Source organism: Paracoccus aurantiacus, from assembly GCF_007993065.1.
Classification (GTDB): Bacteria; Pseudomonadota; Alphaproteobacteria; order Rhodobacterales; family Rhodobacteraceae; genus Paracoccus; species Paracoccus aurantiacus.
In genome coordinates, this window is sequence record NZ_VOPL01000022.1 from 1 (window position 1) to 5,567 (window position 5,567).

At 66.2% G+C, this 5,567-nt stretch carries 5 protein-coding genes; all 5 read left to right on the forward strand.

What is annotated here, in order from left to right; all coding sequences use genetic code 11:
- On the forward strand, nt 1-1,761 hold a 1,761-nt coding region (locus tag FQV27_RS18590), incomplete at its 5' end, for a bifunctional 5-dehydro-2-deoxygluconokinase/5-dehydro-2-deoxyphosphogluconate aldolase (RefSeq protein ID WP_147101563.1).
- Between the two features lie 82 nt (nt 1,762-1,843).
- Nucleotides 1,844-3,682: a 3D-(3,5/4)-trihydroxycyclohexane-1,2-dione acylhydrolase (decyclizing) gene (gene iolD, locus FQV27_RS18595; RefSeq protein ID WP_147101568.1), complete on the forward strand. Its 1,839-nt coding sequence runs from the start codon at nt 1,844-1,846 to the stop codon at nt 3,680-3,682.
- A 7-nt stretch (nt 3,683-3,689) separates the two neighbouring features.
- A complete protein-coding gene (gene iolE / locus FQV27_RS18600) occupies nt 3,690-4,598 on the forward strand; it encodes a myo-inosose-2 dehydratase (protein WP_147101573.1) in 909 nt (302 codons plus the stop codon).
- A complete protein-coding gene (locus tag FQV27_RS18605) occupies nt 4,595-4,807 on the forward strand; it encodes a hypothetical protein (protein WP_342779900.1) in 213 nt (70 codons plus the stop codon). The genes iolE and FQV27_RS18605 overlap by 4 nt, the downstream gene beginning before the upstream one ends.
- A gap of 4 nt (nt 4,808-4,811) precedes the next feature.
- On the forward strand, nt 4,812-5,567 hold a 756-nt coding region (gene iolB, locus FQV27_RS18610; protein WP_147101576.1), incomplete at its 3' end, for a 5-deoxy-glucuronate isomerase.

Here is a 5,567-nt window from a genome sequence, read left to right on the forward strand (position 1 = left end):
GCGGTGATTACGGGGGTTGGTGATGAGCATATGGGGCGGTTCATCCGCGAGCAGTTGGTGCGTGAGGGCGTGGATGTGCGGGGCGTCAAGACCGACCCGGACCGGCTGACGGCTCTGGTGATATTGGGCATCCGCGACGAGGACAGCTTTCCGCTGATCTTCTATCGCGAGAATTGCGCCGATATGGGGCTGAGCGAGGATGACATTGATGAGGGCTTCATTGCCGAGGCGCGCGCGGTGGTGGCGACGGGGACGCATCTGTCGCATCCGCAGACCGAGGCCGCGGTGATCAAGGCGCTGGAACTGGCGCGCAAACACGGGGCGCGGACGGCGCTGGATATCGATTATCGCCCGAATCTCTGGGGTGTGGCGGGGCATGGCGATGGCGAAAGCCGGTTCGTGGAAAGCGCGGCGGTGACGGCGAAGCTGCAGGCGAGCCTGCATTATTTCGACCTGATCGTCGGCACGGAAGAGGAGTTCCACATCGCCGGCGGCTCGACCGATACCATCGAAGCGCTGCGCAATGTTCGCGCCGTCAGCGACGCCACGCTGGTCTGCAAGCGTGGCGCGGCAGGGGCGGTGGCCTTTGAAGGCGAGATCCCCGACAGTCTGGATGAGGGCCAGACCGGGCCGGGCTTTCCGATTGAGGTGTTCAATGTGCTGGGCGCGGGCGACGGGTTCTTTTCGGGGCTGATGAAGGGCTGGCTGGATGGCGAGGACTGGCCGCGCGCGCTGGAATACGCCAATGCCTGCGGGGCCTTCGCGGTCAGCCGCCATGGCTGCACGCCGGCCTATCCCTCGCTGACGGAGCTGGAATTTTTCCTCAAGCGCGGCGTGATCCAGCCGGATCTGAGGAACGATGCCGAACTGGATCAGATCCACCGCGCCACGAACCGCACCGGTCCCGGCACGGGCGACTGGTCCGAGATGCGGGTCTTTGCCTTCGACCATCGCGGGCAGCTGGAAGAGATGCAGGGCTATACGCCGCAGAAGGGCGGGGCCTTCAAGGCGTTGTGCCTGAGCGCCGCGCGGCAGGTGGCGGGGGATCGTCCCGGCTATGGCATTCTGTGCGACAACCGCATCGGGCGGGCGGCGCTGCATGCGGCCTCGGGCTCGGGGCTGTGGATCGGGCGGCCTGCGGAATGGCCGGGGTCACGCCCGCTGGAACTGGAACCGGAACTCGGTGCCGATTGCGGCGGCTTGCAGGCATGGGCGCGCGAGAATGTCGTCAAGGTGCTGTGCTTCTGCCACCCCGATGATGACGCGGCCATGCGCGCGGATCAGGAGGCTACGGTCACGCGGCTTTACACCGCCGCGCGGCGGGCGGGGCTGGAGTTCCTGCTGGAGGTGATCCCGTCCAAGGTCGGCCCGGTCGATAACGCCACCACGGCCACCCTGATCCGGCAATTCTATGCCGCCGGGATCTATCCCGACTGGTGGAAGCTGGAACCGATGCAGACGCGCGAGGGCTGGCAAAACGCCATCGCCGCCATCGAGGAACATGACACGCACACACGCGGCATCGTGGTGCTGGGGCTGGACGCGCCCGAGGCGGAGCTGGCCGCGAGCTTTGAGGTCGCGGCGGGGTTCGATCTGGTGCGCGGCTTTGCCGTCGGGCGGACGATCTTCGCCGATGCAGCGCGGGCGTGGATGAAGGGCGAGATCGGCGATGATGCCGCGGTGGCGCAGATGGCGGATCGCTATGCGCGGCTGTGCGGGGTCTGGGACAAGGCGCGCAATGCAGCGCGGGCGGCGGCATAGGGATCGGACCCGGGGGCGCTGCCCCCCGGACCCCCCGGGATATTTGAGTGAAGAAGACGCGAGCGGCCGTGGAGGCGAAGCAATGAGCAAGACGATCAGACTGACCGCCGCGCAGGCGATGATGCGCTGGCTGAGCGCGCAGCAGAACGAAGACGGCGAGCGCTTCATCGACGGGGTCTGGGCGATCTTCGGCCATGGCAATGTGGCCGGCATTGGCGAGGCGCTGCACGGGATCGGGGACGCGCTGCCGACATGGCGCGGCCAGAACGAACAGTCGATGGCCCATNCCGCGATTGCCTATGCCAAGGGGCAGGGGCGCAGGCGGGCACAGGCGGTGACCACATCCATCGGGCCGGGGGCGACCAATGTGGTGACGGCGGCCGCACTTGCGCATGTGAACCGGCTGCCGCTTCTGGTCATCGCGGGTGATGTCTTTGCCAACCGCCGCCCCGATCCGGTGCTGCAACAGGTCGAGGATTTCGGGGACGGGACGGTCAGCGCGAATGACTGCTTCCGCCCCGTCAGCCGCTATTTCGACCGCATCACCCGGCCCGAACATCTGCTGAGCGCGCTGCCCCGCGCCATGCGCGCCATGACCGATCCGGCGGAATGCGGGCCAGTGGTGCTGGCCTTCTGTCAGGATGTGCAGGCGGAGGGCCATGACTGGCCGGAAGACTTCTTCGCGCCGCGCATCTGGCGCATCCGCCGCCCCGAACCCGACTCGGTCGAACTGGCCGAGGTCGCGGACATGATCCGGGCTGCAAAATCGCCGGTGATCGTGGCGGGGGGCGGCGTGATCTATGCCGGGGCCGAGGACGCCTTGGCCGAGTTCGCCAGCCGCCACAATATCCCGGTGATCGAGACGCAGGCGGGCAAATCCGCGCTGCCGCAGGATCACCCGATGAACTATGGCGCGGCGGGGGTCGATGGCTCGGCGGCGGCGAACCTTGTGGCGGGACAGGCCGATCTGGTCATCGGCATCGGCACGCGGCTGCAGGATTTCACCACCGGCTCGCGGACGCTGTTTCCGGATGCGACGCTGGCCAGCATCAATGTCCAGCCCTATGACGCGATGAAGCATGGCGGGGTCAGCCTGGTCGCGGATGCCAGAGTGGCGCTTGCCGCACTGACGCAGGCGCTTGGCGATTACCGCGCCGATGCGGCCAACCCGCAGGCCCGCGCCGATTGGCTGGCGGCCGTCAATGCCCATTGCGCCGCGCCCACCGATACCAACGAACTGCCGACCGACGCGCAGGTGATCGGCGCCGTGCAGCGCGCGACCGGCCCGGACGCCATCGCCATGTGTGCCGCCGGCACCATGCCCGGCGCGCTGAAGCTGCTGTGGCAGCCCTCGCAAGGCGGCTATCACATGGAATATGGCTATAGCTGCATGGGATATGAGGTCGCGGGCGCCATGGGTCTCAAACTGGCGCGGCCCGAGCGCGAGGTGATCTGCTTTGTCGGCGATGGCAGCTATATGATGGCCAATTCGGAACTGGCCACGGCGGTGATGCGGCGCATCCCCTTTACCGTCGTGCTGACCGACAATCGCGGCTATGGCTGTATCAACCGGCTGCAAATCAATACCGGCGGCGCGGAATTCAACAATATGTATGTCGACAGCCGCGTCGAGGCGCAGCCGCAGATCGACTTCGTGGCCCATGCCGCCAGCATGGGGGCGCATGCGGTCAAGGCGGGTGGCATCGCGGATCTTGAGGCACAGATCAAAGCCGCGCGGACCCGCGATATCCCGACCGTGATCGTGATCGACACCACCGCCCGACCCGGTCCCGGCGACGGGCTGAAGGGCGCGGGGCATTTCTGGGACGTGGCCGTGCCGGAAGTGGGCGATACCCAAAAACTGCGCGCCGCCTATGGTGATTACCTTGCCAATATCGCCCGCCAGCGGCTTGTGAACTGAGGCTGTCATGATCCTTTACGGCACCAATCCCATCGCCTGGGCCAATGACGACGATCAGTCGATCGGCGCAGATATCCCGACCGAACAGATTCTGCACGAGGCCGGCCGGATCATCGGCTTTGACGGGATCGAGAACGGCCATCGCTGGCCCGACGATCCGGCCGGGCTGAAAGACCTGCTGGGCAGCTATGGGCTGCGCTTCATCTCGGGCTGGTATTCGACGGAACTGCTGAGCCGCTCGGTCGAGGACGAGATCAGGGCGGTGCAGCCCCATCTGGCGAAGCTGAAGGCCAATGACTGCCGGGTCTGCATCGCCTGCGAATGTTCGAACGCCGTGCATGGCAGCCCGGATATTCCGGTCAACGACCGGCCCCGGCTTTCGGCGGATGACATGGCCGCTTTCGGCGCGAAGATAGAGGCTTTTGCCGCTTATCTGGCCTCCGAAGGCATCACGCTGGCCTATCACCACCATATGGGCACGGTGGTCGAATCCCCCGAAGATATCGACGCCTTCATGGAAGCGACCGGCCCGGCCACGCATCTTCTCTTCGATGCCGGACATTGCGCCTTTGGCGGCGGCGACCCGGTGGCGGTGCTGACCAGACATGCCGCGCGCGTCGCGCATTTCCATGCCAAGAACATCCGCCGCCCGGTAACCGAGCGCGTTCGGTCCGAAGGCATGTCCTTCCTGTCCGGCGTTCTGGCCGGGGCCTTTACCGTGCCCGGCGATCCCGAAGGGGCGATCGACTTCGTGCCCTTGCTGCGCATCCTGGCGCAGGCAGGCTATGACGGCTGGCTGGTGATCGAGGCCGAACAGGACCCCGAGGTCAGGAACCCACTGGACTATCAGTCGCTGGGGTTGCGGGCGCTGAAGGCGGCGGCGGCCGAGGCCGGGCTGGACCGGGGCGCGGCATGAAGATGTTCGACCTGCAGCAGGACGTCTACAGGCCGCTCTGGCTGCGGGTCGTGATCGTCGCGGTCTGCCTTGGCTGGGCGGCGGTCGAATTCGTCAGCGGCGCGCCGTTCTGGGGCATTCTGTTTGGTGCAGTCGGCCTTTACGCGGCGCATCAGTTTTTTATCGCCTTCGATCCCAAGGACCCGGATGAGGCCGACAGAAAGGAATAAGGATATGAGCCGGCTGCTTCACCGCCCCTTCGGCACCCATGGCAAGGTGCATCAGATCACGCCTGACATGGCGGGCTGGCGATATGTCGGCTTTGGCCTTTACCGGCTGCGCGCGGGCGAAACCGCCGCCGAGGCGACGGGCGGGCGCGAGGTCATCCTGGTCATGGTCGAAGGCAAGGCCCGGCTCCGCGCCGCCGGGCGGGACTGGGGCGAGCTGGGCCAGAGGATGGACGTCTTCGAGCGCACGCCGCCGCATTGTCTCTATGTCCCGAATGACCAGCAATGGCAGGCCGAAGCGGTGACCGATTGCGTCATCGCCGTCTGCTCGGCCCCCGGTCATGGCGGCCATGAGGCCCGCCGGATCGGCCCCGACGCCATCACCCTGACCGAAAGGGGCACCGGCACCAACACACGCTATATCAACAATATCGCCATGGAGGATCAGGATTACTGCGACAGCCTGCTGGTGACCGAGGTCTTCACCCCCGCCGGCCACTGGTCCAGCTATCCCAGCCACCGCCATGACGAGGACGACTTCCCCCGCATCACCTATCTGGAAGAAACCTATTACCACCGCCTGAAACCCGCCGACGGATGGGCCGTACAGCGCGTCTATACCGATGACGGCAGCCTTGATGAGACCATGGCCGTCAGAAACGGCGACGTCACCTGCGTCCCCAAAGGCCACCACCCCTGCGGCGCCCCCCACGGCTTCGAGCTCTACTACCTCAACGTCATGGCAGGACCACGCAGAAAATGG